Genomic DNA, 24,422 nt, shown 5'->3' with positions numbered 1-24,422 from the left:
CACTAGCCCATAAGATTTTTCTTCGGAGATAGCGCCGTGAAACGCACTCTATTCGCCCTACTGCTCATCACCCTCTTTTCGGTCTCCGCCCCCGCGCTGATTCAGGCTCAGGTCAGCGCCCCATTCCGCGTGTACCTCACCTTTGAAGATGGCCCGACGGACGCCTACACGCCGCAAATTCTCGACATACTGGCGCAATACAATGCCAAAGCCACGTTCTTCCCCAATGGCTATCAGATCGCCGGGCGTGAAGCGATCATCCAGCGCATTGTGCGCGAAGGGCATGCTATCGGCAATCACCTGTGGATTGAGCCGCCCGTGTATTCCGGTGCGCCCGCTGAACTGGTGATCGAGTCGTATCAGCGCACTGAAGACGCGATCCGCGCCGCGCTCACGCCGGAACTGCTGGCGATCTACGACGCACAGCCGCGCATTTTCCGGCAGCCGGGCGGCGGCGCGCAGCCGTTCCCCGCGGTGTCGGGCATTTCGGTGATTAGCTATAACTGGAGCGTCGATGCCGACGACTGCGGCTGGGGTGTGCCCGGCGGCGCGGGCGACAACTACGACGATGTGGTGATCGACAATGTGCTCAACACGCCGCGCTCACTCGGCGGCGCGCGCTGGAATGTATACGAGCAGGGGGACGGCGCGGTGATTGCCTTCCACGATATCAACCGTGTGACGGGACGCGTGCTGCCCGTCATCTTGAGCGAACTGCAAGCGGCGGGCGCAACGTTCGAAGCGCTGCCGCGTCCGTGGGATCAACCCGGCACGATGCCGATTGCCTTGGGCACGCGGCCCGTCTATGGAGCGGGCGTGCCCGGCTACACGCTGATCGGCGAGGTGCTCGACGTGGCGCGGATTCGCTCCGCGCCCGCTTATGACGCGGCGATCTTGTTCAGCGCGGTCGAACCGGGGACGCAGATCACGGTGAGCGGGCGGTCTGGCGACTGGATGCAGGTCAGTTGGGACGGGCAAAGCGGCTGGATGCACGGCGATCTGCTGCACGAGCGCGGGGCGGTGTCCGCGCTGCCGCTCGTGCAGTGATCAGCCGCGTTTCTGACGGTAGCGGGCTTCGGACGTGACCAGGTCGACGACGCCCGCAATCGTCGGGTCGGGGAGCGCGTTAGTCGGCAGGTCGTAGACCATGTGCGACACCAGCATTGACCCCCGCAAACGCGCTTCGCCGACCTGCCGCGCCTTCACGGGCGGCAGCGTGAGCAGATTATCCGTGAGATCGGCAAACTCGGCGGGCTGCATGCGGATTGTAAGTTGATCCGGGCGCGGAGCGCCGAGCGTCAGCCACACCCCGTCAACCTCGGCGGGGTGATCGGCGTCGATCAGCTTGAGCTGCGTCGACTCGCTGACGCGGGCGCGCGCTTCCGGTGTGAGCGACACGGTCGCCGCGTGGTAGCCCATGCCGTCGAAGGCGAGCGGCATCGACAAGCCGCCGCTCACACCGCAGTGCCACACGTCCGGCGCGCACGAGTCGCCGAGATCGAGCAGCAGCACGCGCCCGACTGGCGGCGCGGGGTCATCTTCGCATACCGGAACCGCCGCCTCGCTGTTGAGCGCGCGCAGTTGGCGGATTAGGGTGAAGAGGCGCGGCAAGCTGGCGAGATCACCGCGCAGCCCATAGGTGTAGAGGACGGTTAGCGGTGCTTCCATACCGGCGGTCGTTTCTCAACAAATGCGGTCATGCCTTCGGTCTTGTCCTCCGTGCCGAACGCGAGATAGAAATTGCGCTTCTCGTAGTCCAGCCCGGCTGACAGGCCGAGTTCTTCCGCCTTGTTGACGGCATCCTTGATCAACCGCACGGCGACGCGCGGCAGGCTGGCGATCTTCGCCGCCAAGTTGATCGCTTCCTGCAGGTAGCTCTCGACGGGGTAGACGCGGTTGACCAGCCCCGCCGCCAGGGCTTCCGCCGCGGTCAGTTTGCGGTCGCCGAGCATGACCTCCATCGCGATGGCCTTGCCGACCGCGCGCGTCAGGCGCTGCGTGCCGCCCGCGCCGGGGATGATGCCAATGCTGACTTCCGGCTGACCGAACTTGGCACTCTCCGACGCGACGATCATGTCGCACATCATCGCCAGTTCGCAGCCGCCGCCCAGCGCCCACCCGCTCACCGCGCCGATGATCGGCTTGCTGACGCGGCTCATGCGCGACCAGTCGGTGAAGTCGTCGCTCAGCATGGCGACGGCGGTCTGATCGGCCATCTGCTTGATGTCCGCGCCTGCGGCGAAGGCTTTGTCGCTGCCCGTGAGCACCATGGCGCCGATGGTCTCGTCGTGGTCAAAGGCTTCCAGCGCGGTGAACACCTCGCGCGTAATCTGGCTGTTGAGCGCGTTGAGGGCTTGCGGGCGGTTGAGGCGCACCAGTCCCACGCCGGGGACGGGCGTTTCGATCAGAATGGTTTCGTAAGTCATGTCGGGTTCTCCAGTGAAGTTCTATACCCACGACACCCGGTAGAAGCTTTGCACCGTGTGTCCGGAAAAGCTATACAGTTTCTTGGAGCGAAGCTGTTGTAGGGACAAGGCATGCCGGTAAGTGCGTAGAACAGCGTGAAAATGGGTTACAGGTCGGTTTTGGGCTGTTGCGGACGCGATTCATCGCGTCCCTACGAGAAGATTGTCTTTGTGTAGGGACGCAATTCATTGCGTCCGCTGCCCCCAAACAGACTTTACACTATTCTACGTAGCTACCGGCCTGCCTTCTCCTCTGTATCCTTCTATAGAAATCAGTACGAGGCCTGCCTCGTCCCTACACAACTGATTTCCTGCTCAGGTCAGGTTACGGGTAGCGATCCATGAAGTCTTGAATCGCCGTGTCGATCACGTCGGCTTCTTCTGTGCTGAGCGAGGCGATTACGTCTTCGAGGCCGAGCTTCATCTTCTCGTAAGCGTCCTCCGCGGTCGGCTTGTCGGCGATGAAGCGGGTGTGTACCAGCCAGCCATACACGCCGCAGGTGATCGCAAAGGGGACGCCCATATGCGTCTCTTCCTCCAGCGTGATGCGCGCGCCATCCGGGCATTCTTCATCGCGCAGGATGATGCCGCCCTCGGACCCGGTCGAGCCGATGGTCTTGCCGTCTTCGTAGGTGATCCATTCCATGAGCTGTTTTACCTTACCTAAACCTCACCCCCTAATCCCCTCTCCTACAGGCGAGGGGGAAATGAGCGAGGTGCTGCGCACTGCGGCTAAAATTGCCGCTCGATATACCATTTGAGATAGCCGCCCTGCTTGCCCGTGCAGGTCATCCCCAGCTTTTCGAGGATGCGCTTGGAGCCGAGGTTGTCGGGCAGGCATTCGGCGGTGACGCGTTGCACGCGCGGGTCTTGCCACGCCCAGTTGATAAGCGCGGTCGCTGCTTCGAACGTGAGTCCCCGGCGGCGGTAGTGCGGCGAAATACCATAGCCGATTTCGATCATCCCCTGATGATTCGGCTTGCCTTTGAACCCGATAGAGCCGAAAACCATCTGGTCGGCGGTGTGCTTCATCAGCCACAGGCCCCAGCCGAGCATATCGGGGTCGCCGCGCAGTTGGTAGTCGTAAAAGCTGAGCAGCCCGCGCCCATCTTCGTCCAGCCATTCGTCGTCCAACCGCGCGCCCAACAACGATTCCAGTTGGCGCTTGCCACCGCTCGCCGCGCGGGCGATTTGGGTGGGGCAGGCGGTCAAGGTGAGTCGTTCGGTCTGAATCTCGTAAGTCATGGCTGGTACTCCGATCTTTTTAACGTGATTATAGATCGGCGTATTCACTTTTACCGTAACAACATGCCAAAGTTATCAGTTCACAGTTGACAGTTCACAGCTAAAATCGCGTTCCGAAAGTCCCCGTGTAGGGGCAGACCGATGTGTCTGCCCCTGTTCGGGGACACACACAGGTGCGCCCCTATCGAAACGAGCCCCTAAAGACTGTGAACTGTCTACTGTGAACTCTGTTTCTCTTTCCACAACTTGAGCAGTTCGGCTTCACGGGCCGGATCGAGACCCGCGCGGCGCGGCTGATCCGCCGGGAGCGTCTGCTCAAAGGCCAACGTGTCACGGACGGTGTCAGCAAACGGGCGGAAGGTCAGCCCGGCATCGACGGCGCGCTGCACGCTGACGGCGAAGACGCCTGCGTATTGTTCCGGCACCCAGAAGGGGAGCTGCATGCCGTTGACCTGCTGTTCTTCCAGCCACGCATCGTCCACCCACGTAAACGTGGCGTCACTGCCGAGCGCGTCACGCATGCCCCCGACCCAATCCCCCCACGCAAAGGGCTGCGTTGCCCCGGTCGCGTTATACACACCGAGCGTACCGTCTTGCAGCAGCTTGAGCTGGAACGCGCCGAGATCTTTGCCGTCAATCATCTGCACAGGGCGCTGGGCATGGCCGGGGACGAGCACTTCGCCACCCTGCGAGATGCGCTTGACCCAATACGTGAAGCGATCGGTCGGGTCGTACTGGCCGACAATCATGCCGGGACGCACGATGATCGCGCGTTCGGCGAAGATCGACTGCGCCGCCAGTTCGCACAGCACTTTGAGACCGCCATAGGTTTCGCCCGTGACCTCTTCAGTCGCTTCGTCGGTCAGCTTTTTGAGCGGCGCGGTTTCGTCAGCGCCCGCTGGCATACCGTCGTCGTAAACCGAAATTGTCGAGATGAACAGGTAGCGATCCACCGCGTCTCTGAGCACTTCGCCCGCCTGCCGGACGGCGCGCGGCACGTAGCCGCAGGTGTCGATCACGGCGTCCCACGTTTTGCCCTTGAGCGCCTCGTAATCGCCCGTTTCGCGGTCGCCGTGCAAGTGTTCGACCTGCGGGAAGAGATCGGCGTTGGTTTTGCCGCGTGTGAACAGCGACACTTCATGCCCGCCCGCCAGCGCGAGTTCGACCACATGCCGACCGACAAAGCGCGTCCCACCCAGAAGCAAAAGGCGCATGCTCATCATCCTTTTGAAAAAGTTTTAAACGATGGGGAAAATTTAACTTGAAATTGCAGGATGGTCAATGGGGTGGGGAGAGCGAAAAGTCCGAGGCTTGTCGGTAGCTCCGTACGATAGCTTGAAGTCTGCTTAGGGGGACAGCGGACGCAATGATGCACTTTAACTAATCACGCGGTCAGTGCCCACGGCCCCCCCCGGGCCCCTCCCCCCTCTTTTCTTAAACTGCATAATTGCGTCCCTACACAAAGACAGTTTTTCTCGTAGGGACGCGATTTATCGCGTCCGCTGCTTCCGCGCCGCAGCCTTTCTCCTCGCTTGCGTCCGAGGGGGAGGTGGGCTTGCTCTGAAAACAAAGGGAAACCCCCCAGGAGGAGGCCAGCCCCCAAATTTCTTCTAGGACCAATCGCCTAAGAAGCTTAAGGCTTTTAAACACTCTGCCTCGTCCCTACAGTTGGTGTGATTCGGGCGGATTACTTCGCGCCCGGCGGCTTCTGGCCGACGCCGAAGATGCGCCCGCCGAGCTTGAAGCCATTTTCTTCGAGGCGGTCGATGAACTTCGGGCGGTAGCCCATCGCCTCAAGCCGACCGCCGCCGATCGAGGCCGGGGCGAGGGTCGTTTGCCCGGGCATACGGTACATGAACAGGTCTTGCAGCGTGACCGAGTCGCCTTCCATCCCCTGAATTTCGGTGATCTGTACAATCTTGCGCGAGCCGTCCTTGATGCGCGCGATCTGCACGATCAGGTCGACCGCGCTGACGATCTGGCGGCGGATGACCGACACGGGCAGATCCATACCCGCCATCAGGCACAGCGTTTCCAAACGCGCGACGCTGTCACGCGGGTTGTTGCTGTGCACGGTGGTCAGCGACCCGTCGTGACCAGTATTCATCGCTTGCAGCATGTCGAGCGCTTCGCCACCGCGGCACTCACCGATGACGATGCGGTCAGGGCGCATACGCAGTGACCCGCGCACGAGATCGCGGATGGTCAGCATGCCGCGCTTGCCATCACCGCCGGGCGCGGGCGGCGCGGTTTCGAGGCGAACGACGTGCCGCTGCGCGAGCTGAAGTTCCGCCGCGTCTTCGATGGTCACAATGCGTTCGTCATCTGGGATGTAGCCGCTCAACACGTTGAGCAGGGTGGTTTTACCGGAACCTGTGCCGCCAGCGACCACGATATTCAGACGCGAATGCACGCACGCCTTGAGGAATTCGGCGGCTTCGGGCGTGAGCGACCCAAACTTGATCAGGTCTTCAACGGTCAGGCGCTTCTCGGGGAATTTACGGATGGTGATCGTCGTGCCCATCAATGCGGAGGGTTCGGCGACGATGTGCACGCGCGAGCCATCGGGCAGACGCGCATCCACCATCGGTTGATTGCGGTCGATGGTACGCCCGAGTGGGCGCACAATGCGCTGCGCCGTGTATTCGATGTGTTCGTCATCGTCAAACACGAGATCGGTTTCCAGCAGCTTGCCTTTGATTTCGGCGAAGATGATCTCCGGTCCATTGACCATGATTTCCGAGCACGCCCGGTCGACGACCAGCGGCTGAATTGCGCCGAAGCCGAGCAGATCGTCCAACAGCAGATCGCGCAATTGCTCAAACTCGCTGGGGTTGAGCGCGTATTCGCGGCGCTCTGATGCGATCTTTTCGAGCATGGCGCGCATACGGATGCTCAGCATCGTCTCTTTTTCGGCGTCACCGCGCACCCATGTATCCGCTTCATCCGGCGATTTGAGGATTTTCGCGCGCATCAGCTTGCGCAGATACGCCAGCTTCGCAGGCGTGCGGGCTTTGTCCGGCACGACGTAGGCTGGTCCGGCGGCGTGGGCAGCCGGGGGCGGGGGCGCAGCCGGCGCTACCGGGCGCATCGGCGCTGCTGGCGTTTCCGCGACGGGATCGGCTTCGGGTTTGCGGGGATCGCGCCCCGCTGGATCGTTGAGTCTTCGCTGCATGAATGACATGGCTGGTTTCCACCCTCTCTATGTCTTCAGATTACGGGAGTTTAGAGTTTGTGATCAAAAACGTTTCGTGAAGGGGAAAATCTTTATAATAATTACAATTGTGATTAATGAAATGAGGCGATGTCAGCATGGAGCCGGTCAAGACCTTTCTGAGCCTGTTAAAAGAGACGTTCGACGAATGGAACCGCGATAAAGCCCCGCGGTTGGCGGCAGCGCTCGCCTACTATACTGCGTTTTCGATTGCCCCGCTGATGATCGTGGTGATCGCGATTGCCGGGCTGGCGTTCGGGCAGGAGGCGGTGCGCGGACAGTTGGACAATCAACTTCAGGGACTCGTCGGGGCGCAGGCCGCCGACGCGATTCAGGAGATGGTCGCTGGAGCGAATCATCCGGAGACCGGCGTGATCGCCAGCATCATCGGCGTGGTGACGCTGATACTCGGCGCGGCGGGGTTGTTCGGACAGCTTCAGGACGCGCTGAATACGGTATGGGGGGTCGAACCCAAGCCCGATCAGGGGATCGTCGCGACGCTGCGGGCACGCCTGCTTTCGTTCACGATGGTGCTCGGAATCGGCTTTTTGCTGCTCGTTTCGCTGGTGATCAGCGCGGTGCTCTCGGCGCTCAATGCGTGGATGACAGGGGCGCTGCCGTTTTCGCCCGCCATTTTGCAGATCATCAATCTGGTGATTTCGCTGGTGGTGATCACGGCGTTGTTCGCGGTGATCTACAAGGTGCTGCCCGACGTGAAGATCGCGTGGCGCGACGTGGTGCTCGGCGCGTTCGTGACGGCGCTGCTGTTCACCATCGGCAAATTCCTGATCGGGCTGTACCTCGGGCACAGCAGCATCGCGTCGTCCTATGGGGCGGCGGGATCATTTGTGGTGCTGCTCTTGTGGATCTACTACTCCGCGCAGATTCTGCTGTTCGGCGCGGAGTTCACGCAGGTGTTCGCGCGGCGCTACGGCTCGAAGATCGTGCCCGACGACAACGCGCGTTTCGTCAGCGCGGAGGATTTGGCGCGCCAGGGGCAGCCGCACGCGTCGCTGAAGGGCAAAGCGGGACGCGCTTATCAACCCGCGAACCTTGGGGTCGCCGCGCAGCAGGCGAAGGTCACGCCGACCGCGCCACCGCGCCGCGAGGGCAGCCTGCCGACGGTCATCCTCGGGGTGATCGCCGCGCTGGCTTCGTTCCTCGTCGGGCTGATCATCAGCAACGATCAGAAGAATTAGGTCAGCCGTTAGCCATTAGCGCTTAGCAGATGGCTAAAAGCTAATGGCTAAGTGCTAACAGCTTACAGATACGGCAAAAAGCGGTGCAAAATGCGCATGACGCGCATGCCGAGCAGCGAGATCGGATCGGCTTGCGTCAGGTCGGTCGGCGCGATGAGCAGTGTGTCCGTGATGAGCGACTGCGTTTTGACGAAGCGCATCAAGCCTTCTTTGCCGTTGCGGCGACCCACCCCGCTGTTCTTCTCCCCGCCCATCGGTACGGAGGGCGTGCCGAATACGATCTGCGGGCGGTTGATGCTCACGTCCCCGGCGTTGATGCGGCGTGCCAGCCGTTCACCGCGGCGCAAATCGCTGGTGAAGATGGTCGCGGAGAGACCGTATTCGCTGTCATTCGCCAGTTGAATCGCTTCTTCGGCGTCTTTGACCTTCATGATCGGGATGATCGGTCCGAACGTCTCTTCTTTCATGACCTTCATCGAGTGATCGACGCCGATCATGACGGTCGGCTCGAAGAAATGCGGGCCGAGGTCAGGGCGCGCCTTGCCGCCATACAGCACCTGCGCGCCGTTAGCGACCGCCTCGCGGACGTGTTCCTCGCAGCGCAGCAGTTCGCGCCGGTTGGTCAGGCTGCCCATGTGAATGTCATAGCCTGCACCATTGCCGATCACCAGCTTGTTCGCGTACTCGACGATCTTCTGCACAAAAGCGTCATAGATGCCGCTCTCCACGTACACCCGCTCGACGCACACGCAGGCCTGCCCCGCGTTTTCGAGCGCGCCGCGCAGCGTGCCCGTGGCCGCGGCGTCGAGATTAGCATCGTTGAGGATGATGACCGGGTCTTTGCCGCCGAGTTCCAGCGAACAGGGATCAGGCGTTCGGCGGCGCGCAGCGCGACCTTTTTGCCGTTGGCGGTACTGCCTGTGAACATGATGTAGTCGACGTAATCAACCAGCGCCGCGCCTGTGCGGCCGTCACCTGTGACGACCTGCACCACGTCTTTGGGGATACCGGCCTTGTGCATCATCTCGACGGCATAGAAGGCGGTGTAGGGTGTCACTTCGCTGGGCTTGAGCACGGCGGTGTTGCCCATCGCCAGCGCGGCGATGAGATCCGAGAGCGCGTTCATAAATGGGTAGTTCCACGGCGTGATGAAGCCGACTACGCCATGCGGTTTATAGGTGACTTTGGCGCGGTGCAGCAGCGGGATGAACGACGGGCGGTACTGGTCACGCAGCAGACCGGGGGCGCGGCTGACGTTGTAGTCAACAGCGGAGTCCAGAATGCACAGTTCGATGAAGGCGTTGGCGTCGGTTTTGCCGGTTTCGCGCCGGATGATCGCCATACAGGTCTTTTGATCTTTCCAGATCATGTTTTTCCAGCGGGTGAGCAGACGCCCGCGCTGCCGCACGCCGAGCGCTTGCCACATGGGCTGCGCCGCCCGCGCCCGGTCAACCGCCGCGCGAATATCGTCCGCGGTCATCACGGGGATGCTGCCGAGTTCTTCTTCGGTCACCGGATTCTTGATAGTGATCATTTCCCGCTGACCGTTCAGGGATTGCTGTTCTAAGACCGCCATAACGCATCCAATCTAATCAATATTTGATTTGTGCTTCGATTGTAGCAAAATCCGTCATTGGTGGGGTAACGATTAGCCGCTAGCCGTTAGCCATTAGCTTTTAGCCGTTAGCTAAGCCAATGACCGTTTGTCAGCCAAATGACAAGGCAGGCCAGTAAGTGCGGAGCATGCCGTGAAACCGGGTTATCTGTCGGTCTTGGGCTTTTGCGGACGCGATAAATCGCGTCCCTACCCTTCTCGTAGGGCCCCCGTCCCCAAAGACTCTATGCTATGTAGCGATTGGTCTGCCTTGGCCTGTTTTGTCGTATTTCGGACACTGGCTTAGTGGCTCGCTAAGTCAATGGATGTCGCCGTCATGTCGGACTACCTGACCATCGAAACGCTTGTGCTGGGGTTTTGGTACTTAGTGCTCCGTCTGCTAAATGATTCAAGTCGTAGGGGCAGACCTATGTGTCTGCCCGACTGAGGGCGCACACACAGGTGCGCCCCTACGCTAGAATCAATCCTATTTTGGCGAACTTGTCGGATCTAATACTTAGCTTTTAGCTAGATGCTAACGGCTAAGGGCTAATCGCTAACCGCTATGAGGAAAATATGCTGCGTTGTGGAATTGACCTGATCGAAAATCAACGGATTGCGGACGGCATTGCCCGGTTTGGCGACCGCTTCCTCAACCGCTTCTTCACGGCGGATGAGCGTGCCGACTGCGAGGATCAACCGCACCGGTTAGCGGCGCGGTTGGCGGCGAAAGAGGCGGTCGCCAAGGCGCTCGGCACGGGGATCGGTGATGTGAGCTGGACGGACATCGAGATTCGCGGGGGCGAGCGCGGGCGTCCGCGTCTGGTGCTGCACGGTGCGGCGGCCGCCATGTCGGCGGAACTCGGCCTGACTGAGTGGGATATCAGCCTGACGCATACGGCAGAATTGTCGAGTGCCATGGCGGTGGCGCGCTAGACAGGTCGGCTATACGCCGGGGGCTTGCAGCATGGGTAGGGCGAGCGCGCAGGTCATGCTGCCGCGGCCCGTCGTCGCCGCGCAGGTGGCGGTGAGGTTGTCGCCGCGCTTGACCGTGAACTCGGAGAGCCAGAAGAAGCGCGTGGTATCGGCGAAGAACGTCTGCGTGAGCACTTCGCGGCAGCCTTCGGGCAGACGGCTCGCCAGCCCATCCTGCAAAATGCGGATGCACATGCCCGGCGGGAGCGACGTGCGCCGCAGCGCATCGAGACTGAAGACGACATCCCCGCTCTGGAAGACCAATCCGCGCAGATCGACCGGGCTGCTGCTCGTGTTGACGAGGTTGAACTCATTCGACGAATAGACCACGTCGACCGGCAGAAAGTCGACGGCGCTTTCGGCGATAAAGAGCGTTGGTTCAGGATCAGTGCCTGAAGTGCCGTTGTTGTTGTTGAGTACCAGCGAGAGGATCTCCGCGCCCACCAGCGTGAGCACCACCAGCGCCAGCAAAATGCGCACCAGTGGGCCGCGTCGCTGCGGCGGTTCGGGTTGCAGTTCCGGCGGTTGGTTGAGCGTGGTGTTGATCGGCGTGTCTTCAGGCACAAAGGCGATGGTCGGCGAGGACATGCGCGTCTGCGCCGTGCCACCGGGATCAATCGCCGCTTTGACGGCTTCGATGAGTTCGGTCGCCGTGCCTTGTCGCTGCGTTGGGTCTTTGCTCAGCGCGCGCATGATTTCGTGATCGGCGTCTTCGGGAATCTCCGGGTTGAGCGAACGCGGCGCGGGCGGCGTGTCGTTGACGTGCGCCAGCGCGATCTCCATCGCCGAGGTGCCGGTGAACGGTGTTTGCCCGGTCAGCATTTCATACAGGATGATCGCCAGCGAGTACAGGTCACTTTTGGCTGTCGCTTGATCCGAGGCGATGGCCTGTTCCGGCGAGATGTAGCGCGGCGTGCCAAAGGCCGTGCCGAGCGTCGGGTCGCCTTGCGGCTGAAACACCAGCCCGAAATCGGTCAGGTAGGCGCGGTCATTGCCGTCGATCAGGATATTTGATGGTTTCACGTCGCGGTGAATGATGCCGTTGCTGTGGGCGTAATCCAGCGCGGAGGCGATTTGCCCGAGCAGGCGCAGGCCGCGCTTGATGTCCATGCGGTGACCGGCCCGCCGCGCCGCGGTGAACTCCTGCGCGAGGTCGCGCCCGCGAATCAAAGGCATGGCGAGGAACAACACGCCCTGCGTTTCACCGTACTGATAGATGCTGATGATATTGGGATGATCGAGTTTGGCGACGGCGCGGGCTTCGCGTTCGAAGCGCGCGGGCAGGGTGTCATCGTCAACTTCTTCGCGACCGGGATCCAGTTCGAGGACTTTCACGGCCACGTGTCGACCGAGGCGCACATCTACGCCTTCGTAGATGCGCGCCATGCCCCCCGTCGCAATTAGGCTGACGAGGTTGTAATCACCCAGTCGCTTGCCAATCACGGAATGAGACCCAGCTCCCGCGCTTCATCGTAGGAGATGGGGCCACGCCCGCGGCGGCTTTCGTTCGCCAGTTCTGCCAGCTTTTCGGGGTCGAACAGTTCATCGGCCAGCGAGGTATCTAACTGCATGCCGTCGAAGATGCTCTCGTCAAAGTTGGCGATGGGTTCGAGCTGAATGATGTCCGGTTCCGGCTCCGGCGGCGGCGCGGGATCGGCCCACGCGTCGGCTTTGGCCAGCGGCCCGGTTTCGGGCAGCGGCTTGGGCGCGGCGACCGCTTTCATTTCCATCGTGGATTTCTTGCGGCGGCGCGGCTTGTCTTCGGTGGGCGCCGTCTGCAGGATGAAAGCTTGTTTGCCGATCAGCGTGATCAGGTCTTCGGCGGTGCGGCGGCCAAAACGGTTGACCGCGCCGAAGTAGCGGTTGCCCGCGTTGCCGTCAAAAGTGAGGCACATGTAATGGTGGAAGCCGACCGAAAGCACAAACACGTCGACGATATCGCCGTCGAAGAATTGGAGCGTCGAGACTTGATCGCCACCCACGACGGGCGCCATATTGATGATAAGACGCACATTGGGGCTGAGCGAGGACGCGAGCAGGTCCCGGTTGAGGAAGCCGAGCGCGCCGCGTTCGAGCAGCACTTCACCTGTGCGCGCCACCAGTAAAATCGATTTCGCGCCAACGTCCGTGAGCAGCGAGTCGATGAGCTGCTGCGCGGCTTTCATGTCGAGCTGCGGCGCGGGACCGTAGTCTTGATCGCTCGTCACTTGCGCCGTCGGGGCGGGAAAGGCCGTGTAGATGTCATTGCCGTCGACGGCGGCCTGCAGCACGCGGACGAACTGCTGCGGGTCGAGCGGACGCTTGAAGAGCAGGAATGGTGCTCCCTGGAGGCTTTCCTCGTCAAGCTGGCTGACTTCGTCTTCTTCACCGATGACGATCAGACCCGTTTCGGGCATGCGTTGGCGAGTGCGCAGCGCCAGATCGACACCATTGATCCCGTTGTCGAGGGCGAGTGCCGTCACCAGCAGGTGATACTCACTGTTGCTCAGTTCTTCCCAGGCATCGGTCGCGGTGGGTACGTCGACAAGGATGACCGGACGTTCGGCCAGATCCAGCGCTGCCCGGACGAACCGCGCAGCATCTCCGTTCGGATCTACGGTTAAAATTCTTGGCAAAGAAGCCATGAGGAAATCCGTGTATTTAGCGTAACCATACACCCCGATTATAAGGCATTCACCAACGAATAAAGCCGTAAGACCATTGATGTTTGCCGGAGAAGTATTGAAATTTACAGTCTGAAACAATCGATTATCAATGGTAGGTGCAGTCTGCGCCACGGAAATGCATTGAGCACAGGCTGCACCGAGCAGTCGAAAAGTCTACGCGCACATCAGTTTATTGGCAGGTTCAACCCAGCGCACCTGCGTTTTGTAGAACGTGTACGGGTAGTAGTAACGCGGGGCACTGGCGCGTTCATAGGCGGACGAATCGAGGATTAGGGAGTGCAGCAGTTTCGCCGAACTGGCGCGCAGCGTCTGCAGCTTGTCCAGCCAGCGCGGCGCGGCCGTTTCGGAGGCCGCCAGCGGCGGCAGTTGGGTCTGCTGCTGGGCACGCACTTGCAGACGTTCCCACGCCGCCGCTTTTTGGCCGGGCGTGAGGGTCGTCTCAAACTTCAGCGTGCGGCTGATATCCGCATCAAGTTGCTTTTCAAGTAAGTCCTGCATATCCGTGTGCCATCTCTTGCACGCGGTCGGCATCATCGAGCCGCCGCCGCAAATTCTCGCGGGCATAATACAACCGACTTTTCACCGTACCAACGGGGCAGTCCAGCATCTCCGCGATCTCTTCGAGGCTGAGACTGCACAGATAGTGTAGCACGATAACGACGCGCTGATTGAAATGAAGTTCACTGATCGCGTGCCGGACCTGGTTCTGCGTTTCGTTGTGTTCTGCCTGCTGATCGGGTGCCGTCCACGGGGGACTCATGAGATGATCGACGAGAGCTTCGAGGGAAATTTTGCGTTTCTGACGGCGGGAAATCCACGTGTAGCTCAGGTTGACGGTGACGCGATACAGCCACGGCGCGAGGGGGAGAGACACATCAATGCGGTGCGCGTACTGGTGGAGCTTGAGAAAGCAGTCCTGCGCAATGTCTTCCGCGACGGCATTATCGCGGGTGATAGCGGCGGCTGTTCGGTACACCTGCGTATAGTACCGGTCAAACAGGGCGCCGAGCGCATCGAGGTCGTTGGTTCGCAACTGTTCGATGAGATGCGCGTCGCTCACATCCTCAGTTAGAGTCATGGTCTCTCCAATAAATCATCCGCCCGGAATCAGCGGAAGTCACAAAGAAACAAGTTTAGTGAAACGATGTATAAAGTGATAGCCGAACTCAATCCTACAACCTTTGGGTAAACTACACAAGTAATTGGTGGTTTTATTCAGATAGAACTGTACGAATCATCTGATTTTGGTGATAAATGCCTATCTCCAGACATAATTGTGTAAGCCAGTGAAAAGGCCATAACGCCGTTATGAACCGTTAAGCGCCCTTTGTGAACCTCGGGATTGCTTGCCGCCTGCGCCTCGGTTATAATTACCTTCATCTTCTGTAGTGTATTGAATTGATCTCCCTGATGAATGAAAAAACGGTAAATGTCCTGGAACTACCGAAAATCCTCGCGCGGTTGGCAGGTTACTGCACGTTTTCCGCTGGCGCGGAACTGGCGCGTGATCTCCGCCCCACGACCGATATTTACGAGGCGCAGCTCTGGCAGAAAGAGACCGCCGAAGCCCGCCTGATGTTCGCAAACCAGTTCAATGCCTCGCTCGGTGGCGCGCGCGATGTGCGCGAAGCGGCGATGGCGGCGACGCGCGGCGTGATGATCGAGGCGCAGGTGCTGCTCGATATCAAGAATACGCTGCGCCGGGCGCTGACGCTCAAACGCACGCTCGGACGCATGAAGGGGACGTATCCCCTGCTGTCGGATCACGCCAACGAAGCGGAAGAATGCGCGGCGCTGCAAGAAGAAATCGGTCGCGTGCTGGATGAAGGCACCGGCATGGTCAAAGACAGCGCCAGCCCGCAGCTCGCGACGATCCGCCGCGACATGAAGGTCGCGTTTGACCGCTTGCAGACTAAGCTCCAGCGCATCATCGGCAGCAGCACGAATCAGGTTTTGCTGCAGGACGCGCTGATCACCATGCGCAATGGGCGCTATGTCGTGCCGCTCAAAAGCGAGCATAAGGGCAAAATCCCTGGCGTCGTGCATGACTCGTCCGCCAGCGGCGCGACCCTGTTCATCGAACCGCTCGAAACGCTGGAACTTAACAATCGCTGGCGTGAACTGCAGTTGGACGAAGAGAAAGAAGTCCGCCGCATCCTGCTCATGCTCACGGAGCGCGTCGCCGAAGACTCCGAACGCATCGTCCGCACCGTGGAAGTCCTCGCCAACCTCGACCTGATCCTTGCCAAAGCCCTGTACGCCGACGACCTCAAAGCAGTTGAACCCGCCCTCGTCCCGTTCCAAGCTCACCATCACAATCCAGCTCACCCGGGCAGCACCATCTACATGTGGGGCGCGCGGCATCCGCTGCTGAGCGGCAATGTCGTGCCGATTGACATCGACTTTGATGAAAACACGTGGGTGCTGGTCGTGACCGGGCCGAATACCGGTGGCAAGACCGTATCACTCAAGACGGTCGGTTTGCTCACGCTGATGGCGCAGTGCGGCCTGCATTTGCCGTGCGAGAAAGCGCGCGTGAGCGTGTTCGAAGGTGTGTACGCGGATATCGGCGACGAGCAGAGCATTGAACAATCGCTGAGCACGTTCTCGTCGCATATGACCAACACCATCCACATTCTGCGGGAATGTGATGAGCACTCGCTGGTGCTGCTGGACGAACTCGGCGCGGGCACGGACCCTGCCGAAGGCTCGGCGCTGGCACGGGCGATCCTTACGCATCTGAAAGACCGCAAGGTCACAACGATGGTGACGACGCATCACCCGGAACTCAAGGTCTACAGCGTGGAAACGCCCGGCGTGCGCAATGCCTCGGTCGAATTTGACCTCGAAACGCTCGCGCCGACCTACCGCCTGATCATTGGGCTGCCGGGGCGTTCCAACGCGCTGGCGATTGCCAAGCGGCTTGGCCTGAACGATGAAATCCTCGAAGAGGCGCGCGGCATGGTCGCGATTGATGACCTGATCGCGGATGATTTGCTCGACGAAATTCACCGCACGCGCGAAGACATTCGCCGCCAGCAGCAGCAGATCACCGAGGAGCGCGAAGCGATTGAAGCGGCGCGCGAAGAACTGCACCTACAGTTGAGCGGCGCGGAAGACGAACGGCGCAACATCATCGCCGCCGCGCGGCGCAGCATGCAGCAGGAAATGGAAGACTTCCGCAAGGAAGTGCGCCGCCTGCGCGGTGATCTGCGCGATGCGTCGCTGCCGCTGGAAAAGCTGCGCGAAGTGCAAATGGCGGGCGATGCGCTCGACAAGGCGCTGAATCAGCCCGTTGAAGCGTCGCCGAAGGTGCAGCAGACCGACATCACCTGGATTCCCCGTTTGGGCGACGCCGTGTGGCTGGACGCGCTCAAGGCGGAAGGCACGGTGATCGAATTGGACAAGGACGACGCGGTCGTACAGGTCGGCTCGCTTAAGGTGCGCGCGAAGATCGTCGAATTGAAGAAGCCGACGCGCAGCGAGAAGAAAGCGCTCAAGAAGAAGTACGCCTCGACTTACGAATCCGACGCGAATGTGACCGTGCCGAAAGGCGTGTCACCGGGGCTGGAACTTGATTTGCGGGGGACGCGCGTGGAAGAAGCGCTGGCGCGGCTCGACGACTACATCGACGCGGCGTATCTGTCCGGGATTCCGTTTGGGCGCATCATTCACGGTAAAGGGACGGGGGCGCTGCGCAAGGCCGTGCAGGAGCGCGTCGGCGAACACCCGCTGATCTCGAAGGCCGTCGGCGCGCCCCCGAAAGAGGGTGGCGACGGCGTGACGATCATCTACATGGTGCCGCCGACGTAAACCGACCTCATCCCGTTTCGCTGAAGATCAAATGTCCAAACCGTGACTGTAGGGGCAGACCGATGTGTCTGCCCGACTTTGGGCTTTCCGACCCCACCCCCGGCCCCCTGACAGGGGTAGCTTCTCACACTTCCTAATCGAACACAGGTTTCCTTCGCCAGAAAACCTGTAGGGACGAGGCATGCCTCGTCCTGTTTTTCTTCTGGATAGGGTAACCCACCCGTCATCTGCTCTCATAACTGGGAGAAATCGACGCATTACGCGGAGCGGTTCTTGTTCGGTTTTCAACCGAGGACGAGGCATGCCTCGTCCCTACAATTAAAAACCTACCCCAGTTAGCCCCCGGCCCCTCCCCGAATTCAGTTGAGGACAGGACACTTTTAACAATAGAGAGCGGACGCCAGGGCGTCCCCACCGACGTTGGAAGACGGCCGAACTTATGCCGCCGGAACCGCCCAGGGAGGGGACCAACCACCTCGTCAAACCGAATTGGTTTTCGTAGGAATGCGATTGATCGCGTTCGTTGTGATTTAGCCTCACCCCCCAAATCCCCTTCGCCGGGGTTAGGGGGTGAGGTGTTTTTACATCTGCCGGAAGCTGACTTCCCACGGGCGGACGTTGTCGGTCGGGTCGATGTTGAGGCCGAAGCGACCATTGGTTTCGACGCGAAACGCCTGCGATCCGCTCCCGACTTGATGAGCAGCACCTGTTCCGGCGCTGTCGAGATCGATCAGCTTGAGGGCGACGGGTGCGGCCTCCGGGAACTGGTATTCGAGGCGGTAGACGCCCGCATAGAGGGTCAGCGTGCCGCTGGCATAACTCCCCTTGCCGCTGTGGTGAAACGAACGCGCCTTTTTCGCGCTCTTCCACACGGATCACTTTCTCCGCGCTGTTGGTGCGCACCGTACGCTTCGGCTTTTCCAGCATCGCGGCGCGGCGGCGCAGCGCGGGCACGATATACATGAACGTCACGGCGAAGATGATCAGCGCGACGAAGAACATCTCACCAAAGCCGACGACAAATCCCATAGCAGACTCCTGTTCTTAGCCTCACCCTCAGCCCCTCTCTGTTCGGAGAGGGAATTTAGGGGTGAGGCTTTATTCTACTGGATCGTGGTGGCGGCTTGGGGGGCGAGTTCTGTATTAGCCGACCAGTTGCCCGCGAGATCGACTGCCCAGGCCGCAAATTCGACGCGCGAACCGCTCGACCCGGTATAGGTCGCTTCGAGGCTGGTCGTTTGCTGCCACGGCTGCCATTCCCCGCCGTCGACGCGCACCCACACGAGATATTCGGTGACGCCGCTGTTATCGGTCGCGCCCCAGCGCACGGTGAAGCTCGCCGGACTGGAGTCGGGCAGCGGGTCAACATAGGGGAGCGGAGCCTGGGTATCCAGCGCGGGATCGGTGGTCGGGCGGGCGGTGGGGGCAGGCGTGATGGTTGCCGCTTCGATGACGCTGATCGCGCCCGGTGTAGTGGTGAGCGGCGCGCGTGGTGACCCGCCTTCGAGCATAATCCGCGTGGTGTCGGCGGGCAGCCCATTGTACGCCTCGACGAGGATCACGGGTTCGCCGCCGAGCGCGTTATCGGGCGTAGTGAGCGCGACGAGCTCGCCGCGTGTCGCGCCGTCCAGGGCAACACGATACAGCCCATCCAGCGGGGTGATCGCCTGCTGGTCGCCGATGCGGTAGAGCATCGCGTTCGTGCTGCTGGCGGGCAGCATCACGGCAGTACGGTCGGCGGTGTCGTTCCATACGACGTAGATGCGCTGTCCAACGCCGTTGTTCGCCTGCTCAAAGATGAGCACAGTCGCGTTGTTTTCCAGATAAATCGGATCGAGCGCGACAAACGGGCGCGAGCCGAAAATCTGCGCCAGCAGATAGAACGCGCTCGCGGCGATCCGGGGCGTCCCCGGCTGCGGGTGCTGACGGAAGCACACGGAGCTGCGTTCGTTACGGTAGAGGCCGTGCGCGTCGCCCCAACACGCCTGACCCGCCGTGCACAAACTGCCATCGTTCGGCGGGAAGTCCGTGCCGCCGGCCTGATTGCCACAGTCATCGTAGAGCTGATGGAAGAAGACGGCATCGACGCCCGCCGCCCACGCCAGAGTCGTGTTCTGGATGACGTAGATCGCCTGTTCAGCCTGCGTGCCGCGCCAGCGCCGTTCGGATGGCAGCAAGGCTGTCCACGTCGGACCGGGGTAGTCGTCCCACACGGGGACGCCGCTCGTTGAGCCAGATGGGACGCTCAAGGCTGTAGCGCGACAGTTCGAAGCGCACCTGCCCGATGAGCGTCACCGTGCGGCGGGCGCTGCTGTAGCTGTGCATGGCGATCTGATCAAAGTACCAATTGTTTGAGCCGCGCGATGGGTCCTGCCCGATGGTGTCAAGCACCTGCCGCAGCCAGAAGGCGGTGTTCGCCTGCGCGAACGACAGCCCGCCGAACATGACCGTCGCGAATGGATCGGCGTGTTTGATCATCACGTAGCTGACGCGGAGCAGGCGGGCGTAGTCCTGCGGCGTGCCGCCCCAGAACATCGGCAAATCCGGCTCATTCCACACTTCCCATACGCTGACACCGCCGGCCAGTTCCCAGTTCGGCTGGCTCGCGAGCACGCCGCCCGGCTTATAGCGTTGGACGGCGGCAAACACATACTGCGCCCACGGATCTGCCGGGTTGGGCGCTTTGCCCGCGCCCGGTAGTCCGGACCCGTCGCTGAAGATCGGCTGGTAGAGGCCGCGCATCAACGCCCCCCGCCGCGCATGCCCCGGAACGCCCAGCAGAATGGCGTTGGTCTGAGGCCGTGGCGAATGTCGTCGGTGACGACGCGGTCGAGCGCGTGCCAATCATAGTTCCCGGCAGTCGCCTCGACGTGATCCCAGTAGAAGGGGTAGCGATTCCAGCCCGCGCCGAGCAGGAGCGCGTTGCGGTAGCGCGTTTCATTGGCGGGTTGTTCGGCGGAACTGATGAAGGTAATGCCGAGGTAGGGCGACCGAATGTAGCCGCTCTGCGCATGCACATGCGGCGCAGTAGTCAGGATCAGCAGCAGCGTGAAAAAGCAGACGAGGCGCAAGCGATTCATGGCTCAAGGATCTATGTGTCAACAACGTTGTTATTGTAACGTAGCGTAACACTTTCGTGCGTGTTGAAATTCGCAGAAAATTCCGCTGGCGGGCGTGCATACTTTGGCAACATTTTTAGAAAGTCTTTTTACAACCTCCGGCATTTCTGGTAACAATTGATCCGTAATCTGGGGATGTACAAGTTCGCCCAACGAGTTACAGGAGTTCCACTACCATGAAGAAACTTGCTCTGCTCCTCCCCCTGCTCACCCTGCTGATTGGGGCAGTCGTCCCCGCCTTCGCTCAGAGTTCGCGGACGCTCACGCTCACCGAAGCACAAGTCAACAGCGCTTACGCTGTATCGAATCCGCGCAACCGCAATTTGTCGAATGTATTTGTCGACCTCCAGCCGACTCAGGTGGTGTTGAACGCGACCTATACAACGCGTGTAGGGCGGGCGACCACTTCCTATCCCGTGTCGGCGACGATTGTGCCGAGCATCAGCAATGGGCGCGTGGTGTGGAATGTGACCAATATCACCGTGAACGCGCAGCCCGCCGCAACCTCGCTCATCAGCCAGATCAACGCCAGCATCGACTCGTCTTGGCGGCGCTATGTTAATGCGAACGCGCCGACCGGGCGGGTGACCGCTGTGACGGTCACCGATGCCGATATCAGCTACACGTACACGGCGCGGTAACGCGGTAAGTGCGTAGAATTGCGTGAAGTTGATTTCGAACTGGAGTTTTACCGGGCTGCGGACGCGATTTAGTGCTCCGTCCGGCAATTGATTGCAGAAAAGGGCGTTGTGCCGGCCGCACCCTTGCCTCTGAGTGCCAATAAGCCCCTCGATTTCGACCCCTTCTCCCACGCCAGCGGGGAGAAGGGGAGAAAAATTGTTTTTGTCCCTCTCCCCGTTTACGTGGGAGAGGGACGGCTTGCGGAGCAAGCAGGGTGAGGGGTGTCGAAAACCCTTTTTAGACACCCTCTAAATCGCGCCCTACGGAAACACAGTCTGAGTGGAAGGATGCAATTCATTGCGTCCGCTGTCCCTAAACCGATTTCACGGCAGCATATGAGCCACCACTAAACCTTCTCCAGTTTGTCACCGCGCCTCGACACCTTCGAGACGCGGTGCTTTTTTCCCCTTGGCATTCCCTGCCCCCGGCGGGCTTTTTCGTTTTAGATGTCGCTCTGGTATAATGTTAGGCAGATCGTTAGTCCGTAATGCATTTCTGAATAGAATTACGGCGGGAGAAATGAACATAATTGTGAATCAGCTTCTCTCCACGCATACGACCCAGGGACTCCCAGTCGAGCAGGTCGCTTACTTACTGCAAAATATGGCAACGAACCTGCCGATCGATGTGGCGTGCGTGTATGAGTACCACCCGGAGACCGGTCACTTGCATCTACTGGTGCATCACGGCGTGACCGATCTGGTGGAAACTACCCGCGAGACGATTAACCGCATTTTCGAAGATTTTGCCGACCACGCACTCGTCAACCATGCGCCCAAGCTGCTTGGTGCTGACGAACTGTCCGGGACGCCGTTTCAGTCGGCTTTGCTGTTTCCGTTCGTCGTGGATGCTCAGGTGCGGGTCGTGCTGGCCCTGTGCTCAATGGACGGCGACGCCTATACACTGACACAGGCGGATCATCCGCTGCTGCACGTGATCTGCACGCTGCTTGAAAACCATTACACCGTGTCGCGGCTGGCGCAGGACTATGCCACTGCCGAATCGATCCTCAAAACGGCGCGGGCAATTGCCGATAATCCGTCCCCGCAGCATGTGGTCAATCTGCTGCGCGAAACACTGTTCGACCCGCACATTTCCACCTGCGCTATGCTGATCTACGGCCCGCAGCGCGGCGACAGCCCCTTTGAGTATCTGGAAATACGTGGTACATGGTCGCGGCGGCTCAACGAGTTCGGCATCGCGACTGGAATCAAGCTGTATTTGAAGGATTATCCCGAATTGCTGGCGACGCTGGAGAAGCGCGGCGTGGTCACGGTGAAAGTGCGCTCCAAGCTCGACCGCTTCGATCCGCTGACGCGCAGTTTGCTGCGGGCGGAGCGCGTGCGCGCGCTGTCGCTGGTGGCGTTGGGCACGGGCGCGCATAAGCTCGGCGTGCTGGCGCTAGGTACGGATAAACCGCATGATTTCACCGCGCACGAGCTCGACAATTACCGCACGGTCGGCGAATTCCTCGCGATCAGCGCGATGGCGCAGGTGCTGCGCAGCCAGCGCGACCGCGTGGAGCAGGCGCGCAGTGCCATGACCGAAGCGGGCACCGACGGTGTGCTGATGGTGCTGCCCGGCGGCGCGGGCGGGCATGTGCTCACCGTGAACAACCGCTTTCTGACGCTGTTCGGCATGCTGGAAGCCGACGCGACCGGCATTTCCGCTGCTCGATTTGCTCAATGAGATGCAGGTTCCGGAAGGCGTACGCGCGGATCTGCGCCACGAATGGCAGAGCACGCCCGTGCACGACCCGGCGATCCACCGCGGTGAATTCAGCATGGTGCACACCGAGGGCTACCCGATTGACACCGAGTGGTACAGCGCGCCCGTGTATCAGGACAAAACGGTGCTGGGGCGTATCTACATCTTCCATGATGTGACGCCGGAACGCACGGCGCAGCGCTTGCGCGCCAAGTTTCTCTCCGGCATTTCGCATGAACTGCGCACGCCGCTCACGGCGATCCGCGGATCTGCCGAGTTCATCCTCGAAGCGACGGGCGATCAACTGCCGGATCTGGCGCGGGAGTACACCGAGATCATCCTCAACAGCAGCAAGCATCTCAACCGCGTCTTCAACGACATGATCGAGATCACGCGGGCGGATGCGGGTGAGATGAAGCTCAATAAGAGTGATATCCATCTGCCGGATGTCATCATCGACGTGGTGGCGCGCCTGCAATTGCAGTACAAGGCGAAGAAGCAGAAGGTCATCATGGATCTCGACGATGATCTGCCTGCCGTCCACGCGGACATCGACCGGATGTCGCAGGTGGTGACGAATCTGCTCACCAACGCGATCAAGTATTCGCCGGAGAAGGGGAACATTTTTCTCTCGACCCGTCTCATCCGCGAGACAAGCGAGCTGCCGGAAGCCGCGCCGCACGATCTGCATTTGCCCGCCGTGCTGGTCACAGTGCGTGACGAGGGCAAAGGGTTAAATCACGAAGAAGCCGAGAAGGTGTTCATGCCCTTCTTCCGCACCGAGGACGCCAAGCGCGCCAAGATCGAAGGCGTGGGCTTGGGTCTCGCCGTGACCCGCAGCATCGTTGAGGTGCATCGTGGCAAGATCTGGACCGTGCCCACTGCGAAAGAAGCGGGCGGCGTATTCATGTTCACCATTCCAACCGCGCGCTAGTAGATCAGCTGGTGGCTTCCACGGTTTCCCGGTACTGCACGCTTACCGTCAGGTAACAGACTGCGTTTCAAGCTGACCCTCAGCCCCAAAAGTTCATTGCAAACGCTTGTAATCGATCGAACTAGAGATTAGCTCAGTTTAGCGAAAACGGCCGTATCTGCTGCGGATTTGAGGGAAGGTCGAGCGCAATTTGAGCAGTTAAATGGCTGGTCGGAAACGCGCCAATGCCTGATGGAATTGTGAAAGCTCTGTGAACGTTTTCATAAATTCGATAAATTTGTTGCCATTGCAACAAATTAGTACAACTTTTTAGCCAGAATCCGTTTATACTAGAACCATCATGATTCACAGCAGGTGGCTTTATGCAGTCAATTTATGACGAACTCCAAACAGCGATGAACGCTGAACTCACACCCAAGGTGGTCGATCTGCTGGTTGACATTGCCGATCACTTGATCGACCGGGGTGAACGCGAACGTGCCGTCGAAATTCTGACTTTTGCGCTGATGTATCCGATGCGCTCGATCACCTTTGAAATCGCCGAAATGCGCTTCCGGGAACTCGAAGCCAGCATTTGCCCGCGCGTACTGCTCGATGCGCGCACCTTGGCGCAGGAACTGACGCTCGAGGATCTGGTCAAATTGATCCTCGCTGAATTCGCGGAATAAAAACTTTCCCTTCGGGCAAAGTTGCGATCGCAGAGTGGGCCTAGTCGTTGAAAACAACGGACGCGGTACTGCGCGTCCGGTTCAAAGCGTATGGTGTGATGGGCGCAGTCGAACACTGCGCCCATTTTGTTTGTCACTCGCG

At 60.3% G+C, this 24,422-nt stretch carries 22 protein-coding genes and 1 pseudogene; 8 read left to right on the top strand and 15 right to left on the bottom strand.

Annotated elements, in window-relative coordinates; all coding sequences use genetic code 11:
• Window positions 1-36 precede the first annotated feature (36 nt).
• Window positions 37-1,047 (top strand): polysaccharide deacetylase family protein, encoded by a 1,011-nt coding sequence (locus IPK17_RS18640; RefSeq protein WP_343419198.1) that lies wholly within the window; start codon window positions 37-39, stop codon window positions 1,045-1,047.
• Here IPK17_RS18640 and IPK17_RS18635 read toward each other — a convergent pair whose 3' ends face one another.
• The 6 genes from IPK17_RS18635 to IPK17_RS18610 all read right to left on the bottom strand — a co-directional run bounded on the left by IPK17_RS18635 (window position 1,048) and on the right by IPK17_RS18610 (window position 6,894).
• Window positions 1,048-1,668, bottom strand: coding sequence for a metallophosphoesterase family protein (locus IPK17_RS18635; RefSeq protein ID WP_343419197.1), 621 nt, complete (start codon window positions 1,666-1,668; stop codon window positions 1,048-1,050).
• Window positions 1,653-2,426 carry an enoyl-CoA hydratase-related protein gene (locus IPK17_RS18630; RefSeq protein ID WP_343419196.1) on the bottom strand — a complete coding sequence of 258 codons (774 nt, stop codon included), beginning with the start codon at window positions 2,424-2,426 and terminating at the stop codon, window positions 1,653-1,655. Before IPK17_RS18630 ends, IPK17_RS18635 begins: the two co-directional genes overlap by 16 nt.
• Window positions 2,427-2,790: 364 nt before the next feature.
• Entirely contained in the window at window positions 2,791-3,111 is a 321-nt protein-coding gene (locus IPK17_RS18625; RefSeq protein WP_343419195.1) for a hypothetical protein, read from the bottom strand.
• Window positions 3,112-3,197: 86 nt separating this feature from the next.
• The gene (locus IPK17_RS18620) at window positions 3,198-3,710 is read right to left on the bottom strand and encodes a GNAT family N-acetyltransferase (RefSeq protein ID WP_343419194.1); all 513 of its coding nucleotides are present in this window, start codon (window positions 3,708-3,710) and stop codon (window positions 3,198-3,200) included.
• A gap of 215 nt (window positions 3,711-3,925) precedes the next feature.
• A complete protein-coding gene (locus IPK17_RS18615) occupies window positions 3,926-4,924 on the bottom strand; it encodes an NAD-dependent epimerase/dehydratase family protein (RefSeq protein ID WP_343419193.1) in 999 nt (332 codons plus the stop codon).
• A gap of 473 nt (window positions 4,925-5,397) precedes the next feature.
• The gene (locus IPK17_RS18610) at window positions 5,398-6,894 is read right to left on the bottom strand and encodes a TadA family conjugal transfer-associated ATPase (protein ID WP_343419192.1); all 1,497 of its coding nucleotides are present in this window, start codon (window positions 6,892-6,894) and stop codon (window positions 5,398-5,400) included.
• 128 nt (window positions 6,895-7,022) lie between these two features.
• Between IPK17_RS18610 and IPK17_RS18605 the strand changes: the two genes are divergently transcribed.
• Window positions 7,023-8,123, top strand: coding sequence for a YihY/virulence factor BrkB family protein (locus IPK17_RS18605; RefSeq protein ID WP_343419191.1), 1,101 nt, complete (start codon window positions 7,023-7,025; stop codon window positions 8,121-8,123).
• A 62-nt stretch (window positions 8,124-8,185) separates the two neighbouring features.
• Here IPK17_RS18605 and IPK17_RS18600 read toward each other — a convergent pair.
• Window positions 8,186-9,657, bottom strand: a pseudogene (locus IPK17_RS18600) (succinic semialdehyde dehydrogenase).
• Window positions 9,658-10,293: 636 nt separating this feature from the next.
• Here IPK17_RS18600 and acpS point away from each other — a divergent pair.
• Entirely contained in the window at window positions 10,294-10,653 is a 360-nt protein-coding gene (gene acpS / locus IPK17_RS18595; RefSeq protein WP_343419190.1) for a holo-ACP synthase, read from the top strand.
• Window positions 10,654-10,662: 9 nt separating this feature from the next.
• On the opposite strand, the gene IPK17_RS18590 is transcribed toward acpS, so the two are convergent.
• The 4 genes from IPK17_RS18590 to IPK17_RS18575 form a co-directional block, all read right to left on the bottom strand.
• The gene (locus IPK17_RS18590) at window positions 10,663-12,135 is read right to left on the bottom strand and encodes a serine/threonine-protein kinase (RefSeq protein WP_343419189.1); all 1,473 of its coding nucleotides are present in this window, start codon (window positions 12,133-12,135) and stop codon (window positions 10,663-10,665) included.
• On the bottom strand, window positions 12,132-13,316 hold the full coding sequence (locus IPK17_RS18585; protein ID WP_343419188.1) for a hybrid sensor histidine kinase/response regulator: 1,185 nt from the start codon (window positions 13,314-13,316) through the stop codon (window positions 12,132-12,134). The genes IPK17_RS18590 and IPK17_RS18585 overlap by 4 nt, the downstream gene beginning before the upstream one ends.
• 195 nt (window positions 13,317-13,511) lie before the next feature.
• On the bottom strand, window positions 13,512-13,856 hold the full coding sequence (locus IPK17_RS18580) for a hypothetical protein (protein WP_343419187.1): 345 nt from the start codon (window positions 13,854-13,856) through the stop codon (window positions 13,512-13,514).
• Window positions 13,840-14,436: an RNA polymerase sigma factor gene (locus IPK17_RS18575; RefSeq protein WP_343419186.1), complete on the bottom strand. Its 597-nt coding sequence runs from the start codon at window positions 14,434-14,436 to the stop codon at window positions 13,840-13,842. The genes IPK17_RS18580 and IPK17_RS18575 overlap by 17 nt, the downstream gene beginning before the upstream one ends.
• Window positions 14,437-14,768: 332 nt before the next feature.
• On the opposite strand from IPK17_RS18575, the gene IPK17_RS18570 reads away from it, so the two are divergent.
• Window positions 14,769-17,171 carry an endonuclease MutS2 gene (locus IPK17_RS18570; RefSeq protein WP_343419185.1) on the top strand — a complete coding sequence of 801 codons (2,403 nt, stop codon included), beginning with the start codon at window positions 14,769-14,771 and terminating at the stop codon, window positions 17,169-17,171.
• Between the two features lie 581 nt (window positions 17,172-17,752).
• On the opposite strand, the gene IPK17_RS18565 is transcribed toward IPK17_RS18570, so the two are convergent.
• The 4 genes from IPK17_RS18565 to IPK17_RS18550 all read right to left on the bottom strand — a co-directional run bounded on the left by IPK17_RS18565 (window position 17,753) and on the right by IPK17_RS18550 (window position 20,251).
• Window positions 17,753-18,043 carry a hypothetical protein gene (locus tag IPK17_RS18565; protein WP_343419184.1) on the bottom strand — a complete coding sequence of 97 codons (291 nt, stop codon included), beginning with the start codon at window positions 18,041-18,043 and terminating at the stop codon, window positions 17,753-17,755.
• A 231-nt stretch (window positions 18,044-18,274) separates the two neighbouring features.
• Complete coding sequence (locus IPK17_RS18560; RefSeq protein WP_343419183.1) at window positions 18,275-19,384, bottom strand: hypothetical protein; 1,110 nt, start codon at window positions 19,382-19,384, stop codon at window positions 18,275-18,277.
• Window positions 19,308-19,913, bottom strand: coding sequence for a hypothetical protein (locus IPK17_RS18555; RefSeq protein WP_343419182.1), 606 nt, complete (start codon window positions 19,911-19,913; stop codon window positions 19,308-19,310). The genes IPK17_RS18560 and IPK17_RS18555 overlap by 77 nt, the downstream gene beginning before the upstream one ends.
• Entirely contained in the window at window positions 19,913-20,251 is a 339-nt protein-coding gene (locus tag IPK17_RS18550) for a hypothetical protein (protein WP_343419181.1), read from the bottom strand. The genes IPK17_RS18555 and IPK17_RS18550 overlap by 1 nt, the downstream gene beginning before the upstream one ends.
• A gap of 215 nt (window positions 20,252-20,466) precedes the next feature.
• Here IPK17_RS18550 and IPK17_RS18545 point away from each other — a divergent pair, with 215 nt between their 5' ends.
• The 4 genes from IPK17_RS18545 to IPK17_RS18530 all read left to right on the top strand — a co-directional run bounded on the left by IPK17_RS18545 (window position 20,467) and on the right by IPK17_RS18530 (window position 24,280).
• Window positions 20,467-20,931 (top strand): hypothetical protein, encoded by a 465-nt coding sequence (locus IPK17_RS18545; protein ID WP_343419180.1) that lies wholly within the window; start codon window positions 20,467-20,469, stop codon window positions 20,929-20,931.
• Window positions 20,932-21,490: 559 nt separating this feature from the next.
• Window positions 21,491-22,660: a hypothetical protein gene (locus IPK17_RS18540; RefSeq protein WP_343419179.1), complete on the top strand. Its 1,170-nt coding sequence runs from the start codon at window positions 21,491-21,493 to the stop codon at window positions 22,658-22,660.
• A 1-nt stretch (window position 22,661) separates the two neighbouring features.
• Window positions 22,662-23,612: a sensor histidine kinase gene (locus tag IPK17_RS18535; protein WP_343419178.1), complete on the top strand. Its 951-nt coding sequence runs from the start codon at window positions 22,662-22,664 to the stop codon at window positions 23,610-23,612.
• Between the two features lie 362 nt (window positions 23,613-23,974).
• A complete protein-coding gene (locus tag IPK17_RS18530; protein ID WP_343417257.1) occupies window positions 23,975-24,280 on the top strand; it encodes a hypothetical protein in 306 nt (101 codons plus the stop codon).
• Window positions 24,281-24,422: the final 142 nt, after the last annotated feature.

The sequence above is a fragment of the Candidatus Flexifilum breve genome, from assembly GCF_016713355.1.
The sequence above is the reverse complement of the archived record's forward strand: the minus strand, read 5'-3'. Positions and strand labels throughout refer to the sequence as shown.